Source organism: Jiangella sp. DSM 45060, assembly GCF_900105175.1.
Taxonomy (GTDB): domain Bacteria; phylum Actinomycetota; class Actinomycetes; order Jiangellales; family Jiangellaceae; genus Jiangella.
This window is the reverse complement of sequence record NZ_LT629771.1, coordinates 6,918,773-6,934,341: the sequence shown is the minus strand read 5'-3', so window position 1 is coordinate 6,934,341 and position 15,569 is coordinate 6,918,773. Positions and strand designations below refer to the sequence as shown.

The 15,569-nt window shown below is 72.3% G+C and carries 15 protein-coding genes; 10 read left to right on the top strand and 5 right to left on the bottom strand.

Annotation, left to right across the window (positions count from 1 at the left end; all coding sequences use genetic code 11):
- Positions 1–20 precede the first annotated feature (20 nt).
- Positions 21–533, bottom strand: a complete 513-nt coding sequence (locus tag BLU82_RS31360; RefSeq protein WP_092624752.1) for an Lrp/AsnC family transcriptional regulator — start codon at positions 531–533, stop codon at positions 21–23.
- A 113-nt stretch (positions 534–646) separates the two neighbouring features.
- On the opposite strand from BLU82_RS31360, the gene BLU82_RS31355 reads away from it, so the two are divergent.
- From BLU82_RS31355 to BLU82_RS31345, 3 genes are read left to right on the top strand one after another with little or no spacing between them, the layout of a single operon-like run.
- On the top strand, positions 647–1,774 hold the full coding sequence (locus BLU82_RS31355; protein WP_092624751.1) for a thiamine pyrophosphate-dependent dehydrogenase E1 component subunit alpha: 1,128 nt from the start codon (positions 647–649) through the stop codon (positions 1,772–1,774).
- Entirely contained in the window at positions 1,771–2,775 is a 1,005-nt protein-coding gene (locus BLU82_RS31350; RefSeq protein WP_092624750.1) for an alpha-ketoacid dehydrogenase subunit beta, read from the top strand. The genes BLU82_RS31355 and BLU82_RS31350 overlap by 4 nt, the downstream gene beginning before the upstream one ends.
- Positions 2,772–4,481, top strand: coding sequence for a 2-oxo acid dehydrogenase subunit E2 (locus tag BLU82_RS31345; protein WP_092624749.1), 1,710 nt, complete (start codon positions 2,772–2,774; stop codon positions 4,479–4,481). The genes BLU82_RS31350 and BLU82_RS31345 overlap by 4 nt, the downstream gene beginning before the upstream one ends.
- On the opposite strand, the gene BLU82_RS31340 is transcribed toward BLU82_RS31345, so the two are convergent.
- Positions 4,464–4,970, bottom strand: a complete 507-nt coding sequence (locus BLU82_RS31340; protein WP_092624748.1) for a GbsR/MarR family transcriptional regulator — start codon at positions 4,968–4,970, stop codon at positions 4,464–4,466. The genes BLU82_RS31345 and BLU82_RS31340 overlap by 18 nt on opposite strands.
- A gap of 188 nt (positions 4,971–5,158) precedes the next feature.
- On the opposite strand from BLU82_RS31340, the gene BLU82_RS31335 reads away from it, so the two are divergent.
- A complete protein-coding gene (locus tag BLU82_RS31335; RefSeq protein ID WP_092624747.1) occupies positions 5,159–5,992 on the top strand; it encodes a DMT family transporter in 834 nt (277 codons plus the stop codon).
- Here the strand turns inward: BLU82_RS31335 and BLU82_RS31330 are convergent.
- On the bottom strand, positions 5,949–6,461 hold the full coding sequence (locus BLU82_RS31330) for a GbsR/MarR family transcriptional regulator (RefSeq protein ID WP_197682590.1): 513 nt from the start codon (positions 6,459–6,461) through the stop codon (positions 5,949–5,951). The two genes, BLU82_RS31335 and BLU82_RS31330, sit on opposite strands and share 44 nt — an antisense overlap.
- 81 nt (positions 6,462–6,542) lie before the next feature.
- On the opposite strand from BLU82_RS31330, the gene BLU82_RS31325 reads away from it, so the two are divergent.
- From BLU82_RS31325 to BLU82_RS31305, 5 genes are read left to right on the top strand one after another with little or no spacing between them, the layout of a single operon-like run.
- A complete protein-coding gene (locus tag BLU82_RS31325) occupies positions 6,543–7,469 on the top strand; it encodes an ABC transporter ATP-binding protein (RefSeq protein WP_092624745.1) in 927 nt (308 codons plus the stop codon).
- Positions 7,466–9,115 (top strand): ABC transporter permease, encoded by a 1,650-nt coding sequence (locus tag BLU82_RS31320; RefSeq protein ID WP_092624744.1) that lies wholly within the window; start codon positions 7,466–7,468, stop codon positions 9,113–9,115. The genes BLU82_RS31325 and BLU82_RS31320 overlap by 4 nt, the downstream gene beginning before the upstream one ends.
- Positions 9,116–9,136: 21 nt before the next feature.
- The gene (locus tag BLU82_RS31315; protein ID WP_092624743.1) at positions 9,137–9,973 is read left to right on the top strand and encodes a phosphatase PAP2 family protein; all 837 of its coding nucleotides are present in this window, start codon (positions 9,137–9,139) and stop codon (positions 9,971–9,973) included.
- Between the two features lie 11 nt (positions 9,974–9,984).
- Positions 9,985–10,962 (top strand): ArsA-related P-loop ATPase, encoded by a 978-nt coding sequence (locus BLU82_RS31310; RefSeq protein ID WP_092624742.1) that lies wholly within the window; start codon positions 9,985–9,987, stop codon positions 10,960–10,962.
- On the top strand, positions 10,959–12,113 hold the full coding sequence (locus tag BLU82_RS31305) for an ArsA-related P-loop ATPase (RefSeq protein WP_092624741.1): 1,155 nt from the start codon (positions 10,959–10,961) through the stop codon (positions 12,111–12,113). Before BLU82_RS31310 ends, BLU82_RS31305 begins: the two co-directional genes overlap by 4 nt.
- On the opposite strand, the gene BLU82_RS31300 is transcribed toward BLU82_RS31305, so the two are convergent.
- Both BLU82_RS31300 and BLU82_RS31295 read right to left on the bottom strand, forming a co-directional pair.
- Positions 12,110–12,553 carry a hypothetical protein gene (locus BLU82_RS31300; RefSeq protein WP_157741388.1) on the bottom strand — a complete coding sequence of 148 codons (444 nt, stop codon included), beginning with the start codon at positions 12,551–12,553 and terminating at the stop codon, positions 12,110–12,112. The two genes, BLU82_RS31305 and BLU82_RS31300, sit on opposite strands and share 4 nt — an antisense overlap.
- Before the next feature lie 18 nt (positions 12,554–12,571).
- On the bottom strand, positions 12,572–15,019 hold the full coding sequence (locus BLU82_RS31295) for a transglycosylase domain-containing protein (protein WP_092624739.1): 2,448 nt from the start codon (positions 15,017–15,019) through the stop codon (positions 12,572–12,574).
- A gap of 221 nt (positions 15,020–15,240) precedes the next feature.
- On the opposite strand from BLU82_RS31295, the gene BLU82_RS31290 reads away from it, so the two are divergent.
- Positions 15,241–15,528 (top strand): WhiB family transcriptional regulator, encoded by a 288-nt coding sequence (locus tag BLU82_RS31290; RefSeq protein WP_092624738.1) that lies wholly within the window; start codon positions 15,241–15,243, stop codon positions 15,526–15,528.
- Positions 15,529–15,569: the final 41 nt, after the last annotated feature.

Here is a 15,569-nt window from a genome sequence, read left to right as displayed (position 1 = left end):
GCGAGCCTACTGGGCGGCCGTCAGGCCCAGCGCGACCCCTGGCCGAGGTGCTCGTCGAAGACCAGCCACGTGCGGGTACTCAGCACGCCGGCGACGTCCTGGATGTGTTCGAGCACGACGTGGCGCAGCTCGCTGTTGTTGGGCGCACGGACCAGCGCGAGCACGTCGAAGTCGCCGCCGACCAACGCGAAGTGCTCGACGTACGGCAGCGAGCCGAGCGCGGCCGACACCTCGCGCCAGGCGTTCTGCTGGATCGACAGCATGACGTAGGCGCTGGTGGCGAGGCCGGCGCGCTCGGGGTTCACCTGGGCGGAGAAGCCGGTGATGACGCCGTCGGCGAGCAGGCGGTCGACCCGCGCGTAGGCGTTGGCCCGCGACACGTGGACGCGTTCGGCCAGCTGCCGGATGGACAGCCGGCCCTGGTCGACCAGCTCGGCGAGGATGCGGCGGTCGACCTCGTCGAGATCGCGGGCAGACGAACGGCCGGTATTCCAGGTGTGACCGCCGTCACTCGGAGACGTTTGGTCGCTCATCGGCGCTCCTCACTGCCAGCTGTCACCGTTTTCGGCCGGTTGTAGAGATGACCATCTCACGAGGAGCACTATTCGGGGATAGAGCGTCCGCCTGCCGGAGAGGTGACAGAGTCATGACCACGCAGGCCGAACACCGGATGCCCGCGCCCGCCGCGCCGCCCGCCGAGGCCGGGCTGCTGCCGTCCGCCGAGCCGGTCCGGTTCCTCGACGACGACGGCTCCCCCGCGCCGGGCGACGCACACGGCCGGTACGAACGGCCGCCCGGCGAGCTGCTGCGCCGCGCCTACGACGCGATGGTGCTCGGCCGGCGGTTCGACGCCCAGGCCACGGCGCTGACGAAGCAGGGACGCCTCGCCGTCTACCCGTCCAGCCGGGGCCAGGAGGCGGGCGAGATCGGCGCCGTCCTCGCGCTGCGCGAGACCGACTGGCTGTTCCCGACCTACCGCGACTCGATGGCGCTGATCGCCCGCGGCATCGACCCGGTCGAGGCGCTGACGCTGCTGCGCGGCAGCTGGCACTGCGGCTACGACCCGGTGGCCACGCGCACGGCGCCGCAGTGCACGCCGCTCGCGACGCACGCGCCGCACGCCGTCGGGGTCGCCTACGCCGCCCGCCGGCGCGGCGAGGACACCGTCGCGCTGGTGCTGATCGGCGACGGCGGCACCAGCGAGGGCGACTTCCACGAGGCGCTCAACTTCGCCGCCGTCTTCCACGCGCCGGTCGTGTTCCTCGTGCAGAACAACGGCTACGCGATCTCCGTCCCGCTGTCGCGGCAGACGGCGGCGCCGTCGCTGGCGCACAAGGGCGTGGGCTACGGCGTGCGCAGCGAGCGGGTCGACGGCAACGACCCGGTGGCGATGCTGGCGGTGCTGACCGACGCCGTCGAGTCCGCGCGAGCGGGCGGAGGGCCGGTGCTCGTCGAGGCGCACACGTATCGCGTCGAGCCGCACACCAACGCCGACGACGACGGCCGCTACCGCGACCACGACGAGGTCGAGACGTGGAAGCGGCGCGACCCGATCGCGCGGCTCGAGGCGCACCTGCGGTCGTCCGGCGAGCTGACCGACTCCGACGTGGCCGCCGCGCGTGAGGCGGCGGAGGCGTACGCGAGCGAGGTGCGTACCCGGCTCGCGGAGGAGGCGACCGGCGACCCCGCCGACCTGTTCGCCCACGTCTACGCCTCGCCGACCCCGCAGCTGAAGGAGCAGGCGACGTGGCTGGCGGAGGAGCTGGCCCGATGACGGTGACCCTGGGCAAGGCGCTCAACGCCGCCCTGCGCGACGCGATGCGCGAGGACGAGACCGTGCTCGTGTTCGGCGAGGACGTCGGCCCGCTCGGCGGCGTCTTCCGCGTCACCGACGGCCTGACCGCCGAGTTCGGCGACGACCGCTGCTTCGACACCCCGCTGGCCGAGAGCGGCATCGTCGGCATGGCCGTCGGCATGGCGATGAACGGCTTCCGCCCCGTCGTCGAGATGCAGTTCGATGCGTTCGCGTACCCGGCGTTCGAGCAGATCGCCTCGCACGTCGCGAAGATGCGCAACCGCACCCGCGGCGCCATCGGCCTGCCGATGGTCATCAGGGTCCCGTACGCGGGCGGCATCGGCGGCGTCGAGCACCACTCCGACTCCTCCGAGGCGTACTACGCGCACACGCCCGGCCTCAAGGTCGTCACGCCGGCCACCGTCGCGGACGCGTACTCGCTGCTGCGTGAGGCGATCGCCGACCCCGACCCGGTCGTGTTCATGGAGCCCAAGAAGCTGTACTGGGCCAAGGACGAGGTGACGCTGCCGGTGGTGGCGCCGCCGTTCGGGACCGCCGTCGTGCGTCGCGCCGGTACGGATGCGACGCTGCTGGCGTACGGGCCGTCGGTGCCGGTGGCGCTGGAGGCCGCTGTGGCCGCTGCGGCCGAGGGCCGGTCGCTGGAGGTCGTCGACCTGCGCACGCTGGTGCCGTTCGACGACGCGACGGTCGCGTCGTCGGTGCGCCGGACCGGCCGCTGCGTCGTCGTCGCCGAGGCCACGGGGTTCGCGAGCGTGTCCGCCGAGATCGCCGCTCGCGTGCAGGAGCGCTGCTTCCACTCGCTGTGGGCGCCGGTGCTGCGGGTGACGGGCTGGGACGTGCCGTTCCCGCCGCCGGTGCTGGAGAAGTACCAGCTGCCCGGCGTCGACCGCGTCCTCGACACCGTCGACCGGCTGCAGTTCGAGGACGCGCCGGACCCGCGATTCGTGGGGGCGCCATGACGGACTATCCGATCCCCGGTGAGGAGCGTACGTTCCGGCTGCCCGACCTCGGCGAGGGCTTGACCGAGGCCGAGATCGTCGCCTGGCGCGTCTCGGTCGGCGACGTCGTCGGAGTGGACGACGTGGTCGTCGACGTGGAGACCGCGAAAGCGACGGTCGAGGTGCCGTGCCCGCACGCCGGTCGCGTGGTCACGCTGCACGGCGACGCGGGGTCGACGATCGAGGTCGGCGCGCCGCTCATCACCGTCGCCGGGCCCGACGCCGGTGGGGCGGACGGCGCCGGTGAGGCGGGTAGTGGCGGCGACGCGGCGGAGTCGGGCGCCGTGCTGGTCGGGTACGGCACCGGGAACGCGACGTTGGCCCGGCGTTCGCGCGGGCGAACGACGCCGGTCGCGGCATCGGCGACGGATCCGACGTTGGTTGGGGCGTCGGGGCCGGCATCGGCGTCGGCGGCGATTTCGGCTGAGGTGACACCCCGCCCGGCCGGGAGGGCCCCCACCCTACGGGCGGGCACCGACAACCTCGAAAGCGCGACGCACGGCGACCCGGCGGCGACGAGTGGCCCGGCGGCGCACGGCAGCCCAGCGGCCGGCAATCCATCGGCGTCCGGCGCGGTGGCGGCCAGCGGGCCGGCGTCGGCGCCGATTTCGGCCGAGGTGACACCCCGCCCGGCCGGGAGGGCCCCCACCCTACGGGCGGGCACCGACAACCTTGAACGCGCGACGACCGGCGACCTGGCGGCGCACGGCGACCCGGCGGCGACCGGCAGTCCAGCAGCGCACAGCAGCCCAGTGGCGGCCGGCGGCGCGCCTCGGGTGCTCTCGCCGGTGGTCCGGCGACTGGCACGCGACCACGGCGTCGACGTGCGGGTGGTGAGGGGCTCGGGTCCCGGCGGCGTGATCCTCCGCCGCGACGTCGAGGCCGCAGCGACGAACGGGACCGCCGCGATCAACGGGACCGCCACGGCAGCACGTCAAGCGCCTCAGCGGACCTCGCCACCGGCCCCGTCAGACCGGAGAGAACCCCTGCGCGGAGTGCGCCGCGCCGTCGCGGAGAAGCTGTCCCGCAGCCGGCGCGAGATCCCCGACGCCACCACGTGGGTCGACGTCGACGCGACGGGGCTGGTGGAGGCGCGCGACGCGCTGCGGGCGGCGGCGCCACAGAGTCCGGTCGGCCTGCTGGCGCTGCTCGGCCGCATCACGGTCGCCGCGCTGGCCCGCTTCCCCGAGCTCAACGCCTCCGTCGAACAGGACGGCGACGACCTCGTCCTGGTCCGCCACCAGCAGGTCGGCCTCGGCTTCGCCGCGCAGACCGACCGCGGTCTCGTCGTCCCCGTCGTCCACAACGCCCAGGAGCTCACGACCGCCGAGCTGGCCGCGGAGCTGGCCCGCCTCACCGACGCCTCCCGCGCCGGCACGCTCACCCCGGCGGACCTCACCGGCGGCACCGTCACCCTCAACAACTACGGGGTCTTCGGCGTCGACGGCTCGACCCCGATCATCAACCACCCCGAGGCGGCGCTGCTCGGCGTCGGGCGCATCGTCGACAAGCCCTGGGTGGTCGACGGGCAGCTGGCGGTCCGCAAGGTCGCCCAGCTCTCGCTCAGCTTCGACCACCGCGTCTGCGACGGCGGCGTCGCCGGCGGCTTCCTGCGCTACGTCGCCGACCGCGTGGAGTCGCCGCTCGGGCTACTCCTCGACCTCTGAGGACTGGGCGTACTGGGCGCGGTGCCGCTGCCAGCGCTCGATCATCAGCGGGAGTTCGGCCCGCATGAACTGCATGTAGTCGATGGTCTCGGTGATCCGTTGCGCGCCGCGGCCCTCGCCCAGGGCGTCGATGCCCTCGGAGAGGACGGCGATGTAGCGGCGCAGCAGCGGCTCGCGCTGCATGATGATGTGCGCCCAGACGTCGTCGTCGTAGATGCGGTAGTGGTCGGCCCGCGACCCCGGCTCGCGCTCGCGGGCCAGCAGACCGGCCTGCACCAGGGCGCGCACCGCGCCGGAGATGGCGGCCGGGCTGACCCGCAGGCCCTCGGCCAGCTCGGACGCCGTGTAGCGCTCGGCGTCCTCGGCCAGCACGTAGGCGAACACCCGCGCCGGCATACGGGGCAGTCCGGACTCGGTGAGCACCAGCGCGAACTGCTCGACGAACCGCAGCAGGGCGTCCTGGTCGTCGTCCGTGGCCGGACTGGTCATCGGGCGTCCTCCTTCGCAGTGAGCACCATCATCATACGTTCAGCCATTTCACAACTTCGTGAATGCACGCTAGGTTGGCTTCCAGGCGGGGGTGCCGAGGCCGCGCGCTCCGGCGAACCACCGTATTCTCGGTGGAGCCGTGGGCGTTGCGGTCGAGCCGCCTCACGGCCGTGGATTGGGGGACGGCGGTGAGCAGCACGGGTTTCGCGGTGGCCTTCGCCGCCGGTGCTGCGAGCCTGCACGCGCTGGCCGCGCTCGGCATGGTCGCCCAGCGCCGCTGGTGGTACCCCACCGCCCTCACCGTCGGCGCGTCCGCACTGCACGTGGGCGCGCTGCACTTCGGCCCGCTGACACTGGTGCAGCCTCTGGGCGTGCTCAGCCTCGCGTTCGCGCTGGTGCTGTCGTGGGCGCTGACGCGGCGCCGAGTCACGCCGCGCGAGTGGCGCGGCATGGCGCTGAGCATGGCCGGCCTCGCCGGCCTGTTGCTGCTGGCCGCGCCGACGCGACCACGCAGCGAGCTGACCTCCACGCAGATCCTGCTCCTCACCCTCGCCGTCGTCGCGCTGACCGCGGTCGCCATCGCGGGCGCGGCCCGGCTCCCACTGCGGCCGGTCCGGCGCAGCCTGCTGTTCGCGCTCGCCGCCGGCGCGACGTTTGGGGTGTCGTCGGCGCTGACCCAGACGGTGACCATCCGGGTCAGCGACTCCGGCATGTCCGCCGCCCTGCAGCCGGCCAGCGCCGTGGTGCTGGTGCTGGCGGCGACGGGGCTGCTGCTGGCCCGCCGGGCGTACCGCGGCGGGCTCGGGGCCCCACTGGCCACCGCGACCATCGTCAACCCGGTGACGGCCTCGGCCATCGGCATCGGGCTGCTCGGCGAGCGGTTCACCGGCGGCCCGGTCGAGGTGACGCTGTCGGTGGCGGCCGCGCTGACCGCCATGGCCGGGGTGGTGCTGCTGGCGCGCGGCAGCCGGGCGCCGGTCACTCGCCCGACGCGGCCCGAACAGGTTCCGGTGACGCCGTGACCTCGGCCCGGTGCGCTCGCCACCGCGCCGACAGTGTGTCCATCTGCGTGTACATGAAGCGGTAGAACTCGCGCGTCTCGCGGACCCGCCGGCGACCGGCGCCCGGCGCCAGGACGCCCAAGCCGCTGGTGAGCAGCACGTCGATGTGGCGGAACATCGGATCCTGCCGCTCGATGAGCGTCGACCACACATCGTCGCTGTAGACGCGGTAGTGATCGGACCGTTCGCCCGGGACCCGCTCGCGCACCAGGACCCCCATGTCCATCAGCGGCCGCACCGCCCCCGAGATGGCCGCCGGGCTGACCTGCAGGCCGTCGGCGAGCTGGGTCGCGGTGTGCGAATCGGCGTCGGAGGCCAGCACGTAGGCGAACACGCGGGCCGGCATGCGCTGCATGCCGGCGTCGTTGAGCACCATCGCGAACTGCTCGACGAACCGGCTGCGCGCGCGCTCGCGATCGTCAGCGGACACTCCGGACCACCCCCTGTGCACCCGACCATAACTGACTTAAAGCAATTCACAAAACTGTGAAGAGTGTGTAGTGTCGCCAGCATGACAACTGCGATCGACGTCGCCGGCGTCGTGAAGACCTTCGGCACGGTCCGCGCTCTCGACGGGCTCGACCTCCGGGTCTCCACCGGCGAGGTCCACGGTTTCCTCGGCCCCAACGGGGCCGGCAAGTCGACGACGATCCGCGTCCTGCTGGGGCTGCTGCGGGCCGACTCCGGCACCGCACGACTGCTCGACGGCGACCCCTGGGACGACGCCGTCTCGCTGCACCGGCGGCTGGCCTACGTCCCGGGCGACGTGAACCTCTGGCCCAACCTCACCGGCGGCGAGGCCATCGACCTGCTCGGCCGGCTGCGCGGCGGGCTGGACGAGAAGCGCCGCCAGGAGCTGCTCGAGCGGTTCGACCTCGACCCGACGAAGAAGGGCCGCACCTACTCGAAGGGCAACCGGCAGAAGGTGGCGCTGGTCGCGGCGCTGGCCTCCGACGTCGAGCTGCTCATCCTCGACGAGCCGACCTCCGGCCTCGACCCGCTGATGGAGGCCGTCTTCAACGAGGTCATCGACGAGTGGAAGGACGACGGCAAGACGGTGCTGCTGTCCAGCCACATCCTCACCGAGGTCGAGAAGCTGTGCGACCGCGTCAGCATCATCCGCGCGGGCAAGATCGTCGAGAGCGGCACGCTGGCCGAGCTGCGTCACCTCACCCGCACGTCCATCCACGCCGAGACCGAGCGGTCCGTCACCGGCATCGACCAGCTGCCCGGCATCCACGACCTCGTCGTCGAGGACCACCGCGTCACCTTCGACGTCGACACCGCTCAGCTCGACGGCGCCGTCCGGCACCTGAGCGGGTTCGGCATCCAGACCCTCACCAGCCAGCCGCCCACGCTGGAAGAGCTGTTCCTGCGCCACTACGGCGACGAGCTGGCCGCCGAGGGCGTCGCGGCCGAGGCGGGTGCCTCGTCGTGAGCGTCACCACCGCCGACCGGCCTCGTCAGCACGCCGCTCAGCGGCGCCAGGGCGGGTCCACGCTCACCGGCACGGCGACGATGATCCGGTTCATCCTGCGCCGCGACCGCGTCCGGCTGCCCATCTGGATCGGCGCCATCGTCCTGCTGGTGGTCGGCAGCCTGCCGACCTTCCCCGAGACCTACCCGACGCAGGCCGACCGGCAGGCCCGCGCCGACCTGCTCGACAACCCCGCCACGGTCGCCCTGACCGGTCCCGCCTACGGGACGGACAACTACACGTTCGGCGCCATGACGGCGAACGAGCTGCTGCTGTGGGTCGCCATCACCATGGCGCTGATGAGCATCCTGCTCATGGTCCGGCACACCCGCGCCGAGGAGGAGACCGGCCGCACCGAGCTGCTGCGGGCCGGGGTCCTCGGCCGGCACGCCGGCACCACGGCCGCGTTCACGGTCGTCGCCGGGGCGAACCTGCTGATCGGCCTGCTGCTCGGCCTGCTGATGCCGAGCGCCCTGGACGAGCTGTCCACGTCCAGCTCGCTGCTGTTCGGGGCCGCCGTCGCCTCGGTCGGTCTCGTCTTCGCCGGCGTCGGCGCACTGACGGCGCAGGTCACCGAGCACGCCCGGACCGCGACGGGGCTCGCCGCCGCCGCGCTGGGCGTCGCGTTCGCGCTGCGCGCCATCGGCGACGTCGGCGCGGAGTGGCTGTCCTGGCTGTCGCCCATCGGCTGGGCGCAGCGCACCCGGGTCTACGTCGACGACCGGTGGTGGCCGCTGCTGATCGCGGTCGCCCTCACCGCGGTCCTGATGGCCGTCGCGTACGCCACCACCAGCCGCCGCGACGTCGGCGCCGGCCTGGTGCAGCCGAGCCCGGGCAGCCCGCGCGCCGGCAAGGACCTGGCGTCGCCGCTGGGCCTGGCCGTCCGGCTGCAGCGCGGCGGCCTCATCGGCTGGGGCGTGGGCCTGCTGGTGTTCGGGGTCGCCTACGGCAGCCTCGCGCCGTCGATCGAGGAGTTCGTCTCCGACAACTCCACCATCCAGGACTTCCTGGGCGACGCCGGCAGCCTGATCGACGGGTTCATGGGCATGGTCGTGATGATGATGGCGCTGCTCGCCGCCGCCTACGGCCTGACGTCCATGCTGCGGCTGCGCACAGAGGAGACCTCCGGCCGCGCCGAACCGGTGCTGGCCACCTCGGTCTCGCGCACCCGGTTCGCCGCCAGTCACCTGATCGTCGCGCTCGGCGGCAGCCTGCTGATCATGCTGGTGGGCGGCCTCGGCCTGGGCATCACCGGCGCCCTCACGCTCGACGACGGCAGCATGGTCGGCAAGCTCCTCGGGACCGCGCTGGCGCACGTGGTGGGCGTCTGGCTGGTGGTCGCGATCGTCGTCGCGCTGTTCGGGTGGGCGCCCCAGCTGGTGCACCTCGGCTGGGTGGTGCTGACCTTCGGCGTGGTGGTCGGTGTGCTGGGCGGATTCTTCCAGTTCCCCGACTGGGTGACGAAGATCTCGCCCTTCGACGCCGCATCTACTCTTCCAGGAGGAGACCTCGACACGGCAGCGGTTGTCATAATGGGTGTGCTAGCGGTCGCCCTCATCTGGATCGGTCTGCTCGGCTTCCGCCGGCGTGACCTGACGACGACCTGAACCTGTACTGGGGGAACCAGGGTGGCACATCCGTCGCTCGTGGACGAGCCGGCGCGGGACACGCCCGCGCCGGCGCCTCCGCGTACCCCGTCCGATCTGTTGCGGTGGGTCGTCCGCCACATCCGCACGCCGCGACGCCCCATCCTCATCGTCGAGCTCGGCATCCTCGTCGCGTTCTACGCCGTGTACTCCGTCATCCGCAACAGCGTGCCCGACGACCGCGCCCGCGCCGTCGCCAACAGCGTCCGTCTCTGGGGCACCGAGCAGAGCTTGAGCATCGACTTCGAGCTCTGGCTGAACCACACCGTGCACGCCGTGCAGTGGCTGACCCTCACCGTCAACTACTTCTACGTGTCCCTGCACTTCGTGGTCACCGGTGCGGTGCTGATCTGGCTGTTCGTCCGCCACCCCGGCCGCTACCGGGCGGCCCGCACCGTGCTGGTGCTCACCACCGCGCTGGCGCTGTTCGGCTACTACCTGTACCCGCTCGCGCCGCCGCGGCTGCTGCCGTCCGGCCTGTTCTACGACACTGTCGCCATCCACCAGACCGTGGGCGCGCTGACGTCCGGTGACCTCCAGAGCCTGTCGAACCAGTACGCCGCCATGCCGTCCATGCACGCCGGCTGGTCCATGTGGTGCGGCATCACCCTGTTCCTGTTCGCCCGCAACAAGTGGCTGCGCACCCTCGGCGTGCTGTACCCGCTGGCGACGGTGCTGGTCATCACGGCCACCGGCAACCACTACGTGCTCGACGCGGTCGGCGGCTGGCTCACGCTGGCGGCCGGGTTCGGGCTGCAGCGGCTGCTGCACGGACGGTCGATCCGATCCTTCACGCAGCACGTGCGCGCGGTTCCGTAGGCTCTGGGGGTATGGGCGACTGGGAGGGCGTGCGGCTGCACGTCGTCACCGGGAAGGGTGGCACCGGGAAGACGACCGTGGCAGGGGCACTGGCCATGGCGCTGGCGGCAGGCGGGCGCCGCGTGCTCATCGCCGAGGTCGAGGAGCGGCAGGGCCTGGCCCAGCTGTTCGACGTGCCACCGCTGGCGTACGAGGAGCAGCGGGTGGCCTCCGCGCCCGGTGGCGGTGAGGTGTATGCGCTGGCCATCGACGCGCGCGAGGCCATGCACGAGTACCTCGCGATGTTCTACCGGCTGGGCCGGGCCGGCCGTGCGCTCGACAAGCTCGGCTTCGTCGATTTCGCCACCACCATCGCGCCGGGCCTGCGCGACGTCCTGCTCACCGGCAAGGCGTACGAGGCCACCCGCCGGCGCACGGGCGACCACTTCGCCTACGACGCCGTCGTGCTCGACGCGCCGCCGACCGGCCGGGTGGTCCGGTTCCTCGACGTCACCACGTCGGTCTCGTCGCTGGCCCGGGTCGGCCCGATCAACCGGCAGGCCAACTCCATCACCGACCTCATCCACAGCCCGCGCACGGCCGTGCACGTCGTGACGCTGCTCGAGGACATGCCGGTCCAGGAGACGTCCGACGCCGTCACCGACCTCCACGCCGCGGGCATCCCGGTGGGCGCCGTCGTCGTCAACCAGGTCCGCCCTCCGCACCTCGCCGCCCGGTCGCTGCCCGCCGCCCGGCGCCGCCGGCTCGACCACGACGACGTGCTGGCCGGGCTGCGCGCGGCGGGGCTGCCCGCCACCGACGCCGTCGTCGGCCTCCTCACCGGCGAGGCCGCCGACCACGCCGAGCGCACGGCGCTGGAGCAGACCCAGCGGGCCTTGGTCGACGACCTCGGCCGGCCGGTGTACGAGCTGCCGCGCGTCGCCGACGGCATCGACCCCACCGCCCTCTACGAACTGGCCGACGCGCTGGCCGAGCAGGGTGCCGTGTGAACCCCGGACCTCGGGCCGCGAAGCCCGCCCACTTCGACGTCGACCGCCTCATCGACGACCGCCGCATCCGCATCGTCGTCACCTGCGGCTCCGGCGGCGTCGGCAAGACCACCACGGCGGCGGCCATCGCGCTGCGCGCCGCCGAGCGGGGCCGCAAGGCCGTCGTCCTGACCATCGACCCGGCCCGGCGGCTGGCGCAGTCGATGGGGCTGTCCGAGCTCGACAACACCCCGCGCGCCGTCAAGGGTGTCGACGGCGCGGCCGGCGGCAGCCTCGACGCGATGATGCTGGACATGAAGCGCACGTTCGACGAGGTGGTCGAGGAGCACACCACGCCGGACCGCGCCAAGCAGATCCTGGCCAACCCGTTCTACCAGGCGCTGTCGTCGTCGTTCGCGGGGACGCAGGAGTACATGGCCATGGAGAAGCTGGGCCAGCTGCGGGCCCGGTCCGACTGGGACCTCATCGTCGTCGACACCCCGCCGGCGCGGTCGGCACTGGACTTCCTCGACGCCCCGGAGCGGCTCGGCTCGTTCCTCGACGGACGGCTGATCCGGCTGCTCGGCGGCACGGCGCGGGCCGGCGGGCGGACGTACCTCAAGCTGCTGCACGCCGGGTTCAACGTCGTCACGTCGGCACTCACCAAGATCCTCGGCGGCGAGCTGCTGCGCGACGTGTCGACGTTCGTCAACGCGCTCGACACCATGTTCGGCGGCTTCCGGGAACGGGCTGAGCAGACGTACGCACTGCTCAAGCGCCCCGAGACCGCCTTCGTCGTCGTCGCGGCCCCCGAGCACGACGCCCTGCGCGAGGCCTCCTACTTCGTCGACCGCCTCGGCCGCGACGCGATGCCGCTGGCCGGCCTCGTGCTCAACCGGGTGCACGCCTCCGAGGCGGCGGGCATCGGCGCGGAGCAGGCGGTGGCCGCGGCCGAGCGGCTGGAGTCGTCCGGATCGCACGCGCTGACGGCGGCCCTGCTGCGCCTGCACGCCGACCGCCTCAAGCTGGCCGCCCGCGACGAGCGGATCGGCGAACGGTTCAGCGGGGCGCACCCGGAGGTCCCGGTCACCCGCATCCCCGCCCTCGCCGGCGACGTCCACGACCTCGACGGTCTCCGCCAGATCGGCGCCCTCTTCGACGCCCGCCGCTAACCGATGCACTCCTCCGGCCGGCCGGATCCGCCGCCGGCCGACAGTCGCTCAACGGTGACGGGCGCTGACGACGAAGGAATCGTGAATCCGAACCAGGCGTAGGACGGACCCGATACACCCAGCGCCGGCGCACCGAACCCAGGCACGTACGCAACGACGCGGACGTCATCTGGCCGCTCGGTCATCGAGATCAGCCTGCTGCCCTGGACCGTGAACAGCAGAGCGTCGACGTCCGCCTCCTCGAGCGGTCCGTCGTCGCGCAGCCGCTCCAGCTTCCCGCGGACGATCTCGGCGTGCCGGGCCTGGTCGTCCCGAGCGTCGTCTTCGCCCTGCCGCCAGTCGCGCCAGACCATGACGGCGAACGTCGCGACGACGAGGACCACAACGGCAAGGACGCCCGCCAGCACGGACCAGACGCGCCTGCGTCTGCTCCGGGCCATGGCGGGCGTCCGGCCGCGCTAGTTCGCGGGGAGTAGCTCGCCCGGCAACAGCTCGCCCGGTGAGAAGCCGTCGCGCCAGCCGTCCTCGCCACCGCCTTCACCGTCTTCGTCGCCGAAGTTCGGCGGCTCGGTGGGGATGCCGATGGTCGGCTCGTTGGACGGCTCTTCTGGCTCGCCGTTGCTGACCGTGATCGCGATGCTCGAACCCGAGCCGACCTCGGCGCCGGCACCTGGCTCGGTGCTGACGACGAGGCCTTCCTGTAAGTCTGAGTTCACCTCGCCGGCCACCGAGGCGCTGAACCCGGCCTCCTGAAGCGTCTGGATGGCCTCGTCGGTGCCCATGCCGCGGACGTCGGGCACCGGGACGGTGACGCCGCGGATGGTCTCGGGGTCGGGCGCGGTGAAGTTGACCTTCTCGGCGCCGTCGAGCGCGCGGTCCATCATCGTCTTCCAGATGGGACCGGGGATGCAGCCACCGCACGCCTCGCCGATGCGCTCGCCGTTGTACGTGCGGCCATCGAGCGACTGCTGCGGCGCCTCGACGTCGGCGACGGCGACGGCGGTGGACAGCTGCGGCGTGTAGCCGACGAACCAGACGGCGATGGCGCCGTTGGTGGTACCGGTCTTGCCGGCGGCGATGCGGCCGTCGTCGAGCCGCATGCGGTTGCCGGTGGCGCCGGAGTTGTGGACGACGCCCTGCAGGACCGAGTTGACGGCGTCGGCGACCTCGGGCTTGACGACCTGCTCGCAGGTCGGCTGGGTGTGGTCGACCAGCACGTTGCCCTCGCTGTCGAGCACCCGGGCGACCGAGGTGGTGGGACAGTGCGCGCCGCGGTTGGCGAACATCGCGTAGCCCGCGGCCATGGACAGCGGCGACACCTCGTTGGCGCCCAGCGTGAACGACGGCACCTGGCTCAGCGGCTGCACCGCGCCGTCCTCGTCGAGGTCGGCGCGCATGACGCCGGCGCCCTGGGCGATGGTGGCCGGCAGGCACAGCCCGGTGCGCTGCTCGAGCTGGGCGAAGAACGTGTTGACCGAGCGCTCGGTGCCGGTGCGCAGGTTGAACGTGCCGCTGCCGGTGGAGTTCTTCGGCGACCACGTCTCGCTGCTGCGGATGCGGCCGTCGCAGGTGCTGAACGAGTTGACCCGCAGGTTGACCTGCTGCGGCGAGTTGATCGACGTGTTGAGCGGGATGCCCTGGTCGATGGCGGCCGCCAGCACGAACGTCTTGAACGTCGAACCGGACTGGATGCCGCTGCCGCCGCCCATGACTTCGTCGACGGCGTAGTTGAGGTTGCTGACGCCGTCGCCCTCGACGCCGAAGTTGCGGGAGTTGGCCATGGCCCGGATGTAGCCGTTGTTGGGCTGCACCGTGGCGAGCGAGCCGATGACGGAGTCGGTGGGCGCGACGCGGTCGGACACCGCGGCCTGGGCCGCCTGCTGCGCGGACGGGCTGATGGTGGTCTCGACCCGCAGGCCGCCGCGCTCGAGCATGGCCTCGCGCTCTTGGCGGGTCTCGCCCAGCTCGGGCATGGTGAGCAGTTCGCGCCGCACGTAGTCGCAGAAGTAGCCGGCGTAGGACGCCACGCAGCCGTTGGGCGTGGCGCTGAGGTTCAGCCCGAGGTCGGTCTGGCGCGCCTCGGCGGCCTCCTGCTCGGTGATGCGCCCGGTGGCGGCCATGCGGTTGAGCACGACGTTGCGGCGGCCGAGCGCGGCCTCTGGGTCGTTGGTGGGGTCGTAGGCGACCGGCTGCTGCACGATGCCGGCCAGCAGCGCGGCCTGCGGCAGCGTCAGCTCCGCGGCCGAGGTGGAGAAGTACGTGCGTGCCGCCGCCTCGATGCCGTACGAGCGGGACCCGAAGAAGGCGATGTTGAGGTAGCGCTGGAGGATCTCGTCCTTGCTGAGCTCCTGCTCGACCTGGACGGCCATGCGCAGCTCTTCCAGCTTCCGGCGGTAGCCCTCGGTGCCGGTGCTGGCCTGGACCTCGGCGACCTCCTCGGGCGTGGTGGCCTGCGAGACGCGCACCTGCTTGACGTACTGCTGAGTGAGCGTGGAGCCGCCGCCCTGGGTCTCGCCGGCCTCGACGTTGCGCAGCAGCGCGCGCAACGTGCCCTGGATGTCGATGGGGCCGCGCTCGTAGAAGCGGTCGTCCTCGATGGCGAGGATGGCGTCCTTCATGACCGGTGCGATGGCGTCGAGCCCGACCTCGACCCGGTTCTCTTCGAAGAACGTGGCCAGCTGCGCGCCGTCGGCGTCGTACATGTAGGACGTCTGGGCCATGGGGCCGGGCTCGAGGTCGGCCGGCATGGCCGCGAAGGTGTCGGCGCTTTCGCGCGCGGTGAGGCCGAGGCCCGCCACGACGGGCAGGGCGAGGCCAGCGAGCAGGACGCCGCACAGCGCGGCGACGCCCGCCACGAGGAGGACACGGCGTACCGTGGCAACCACGGCGGAGGGACGTATCGCCATGGACGGCAAGCTTACGTGCTTATGCCACACTGGCTCTAACCGACAGTCGGCGCGCCGGGAACTACCAGAAGTTCGAGGTCCCCGCCATCGTCCAACCGGTTGATATTAGTTTCGGTCAATCAGGGTCTGGTCATGACCCTCGTGTTTGCATAGCGTCACGTCATCGGGGTGAACTAGAGAGGGTTTGGTGTGTTCACCAAGTTGACGGGGGTGACAGCCGGATGACATGGATCGATGACTGGACCAGCTTGGCGGCGTGCCGGAGCAGCGAGCCGGACGAGCTGTTCGTCCAGGGCGCGGCGCAGAACCGGGCCAAGGCCGTGTGCCTCGGCTGCCCGGTGCGCACCGAGTGCCTGGCCGACGCGCTGGACAACCGCACTGAGTTCGGCATCTGGGGCGGCATGACGGAGCGAGAGCGTCGCGCCCTCCTCCGCCGTCGGCCCGAGGTCGACTCGTGGCGTGGGCTGCTCGAGGCCGCACGCGACGAGTACGCCGTCAAGGCAGGCTGACACCACGCACAGAACGCTGAGGCCCCGGGCGCCGAGCCCGG

Excerpts from the sequence above, each read along its gene's own strand:
- BLU82_RS31310 (WP_092624742.1), top strand. The coding sequence starts at position 9,985 with ATGGGCGACTGGGAGGGCGTGCGGCTGCACGTCGTCACCGGGAAGGGT.
- BLU82_RS31360 (WP_092624752.1), bottom strand. The coding sequence starts at position 533 with ATGAGCGACCAAACGTCTCCGAGTGACGGCGGTCACACCTGGAATACC.
- BLU82_RS31290 (WP_092624738.1), top strand. The coding sequence starts at position 15,241 with ATGACATGGATCGATGACTGGACCAGCTTGGCGGCGTGCCGGAGCAGC.
- BLU82_RS31350 (WP_092624750.1), top strand. The coding sequence starts at position 1,771 with ATGACGGTGACCCTGGGCAAGGCGCTCAACGCCGCCCTGCGCGACGCG.
- BLU82_RS31325 (WP_092624745.1), top strand. The coding sequence starts at position 6,543 with ATGACAACTGCGATCGACGTCGCCGGCGTCGTGAAGACCTTCGGCACG.
- BLU82_RS31295 (WP_092624739.1), bottom strand. The coding sequence starts at position 15,019 with ATGGCGATACGTCCCTCCGCCGTGGTTGCCACGGTACGCCGTGTCCTC.
- BLU82_RS31340 (WP_092624748.1), bottom strand. The coding sequence starts at position 4,970 with ATGACCAGTCCGGCCACGGACGACGACCAGGACGCCCTGCTGCGGTTC.
- BLU82_RS31355 (WP_092624751.1), top strand. The coding sequence starts at position 647 with ATGACCACGCAGGCCGAACACCGGATGCCCGCGCCCGCCGCGCCGCCC.
- BLU82_RS31300 (WP_157741388.1), bottom strand. The coding sequence starts at position 12,553 with ATGGCCCGGAGCAGACGCAGGCGCGTCTGGTCCGTGCTGGCGGGCGTC.
- BLU82_RS31345 (WP_092624749.1), top strand. The coding sequence starts at position 2,772 with ATGACGGACTATCCGATCCCCGGTGAGGAGCGTACGTTCCGGCTGCCC.